Source organism: Monashia sp. HAY1-5C (assembly GCF_056755255.1).
In genome coordinates this window covers 1-256 of sequence record NZ_JBPGXG010000507.1, presented here as the reverse complement: position 1 = coordinate 256, position 256 = coordinate 1, and the positions used below count along the sequence as shown (strand labels likewise).

General features: G+C 61.7%; 1 pseudogene. It reads left to right on the top strand.

The annotated features are described in order from the left end of the window. Nucleotides 1-123 precede the first annotated feature (123 nt). Nucleotides 124-256, top strand: a pseudogene (locus tag ACR9ZK_RS22590) (ECF transporter S component); the annotation flags it as partial.

The window sequence follows — 256 nt, the reverse complement described above, 5'->3', positions numbered from 1 at the left end:
AACCTGATCCGGTTAGTACCGGCGCAAGGGAGTCGAGCTTCTCAGAGTGTCCGGAGGCGGACGGCGCAAGCCGAGCAGACTCCGGGGAGCACTTTCCCCTCCTGTAACCTCAGGAGGCAGAAAATGACCACGGTAAACGTGAAGAAGACCAGTTACAGCTGGCGTGTTGTTGACATCGTGGTGGCGGCCCTCATCGCCATCGCCGGCGGCGTGATCTTCTGGGCCTGGTCCCAGGGCGCGGCACTGGTATCCATCC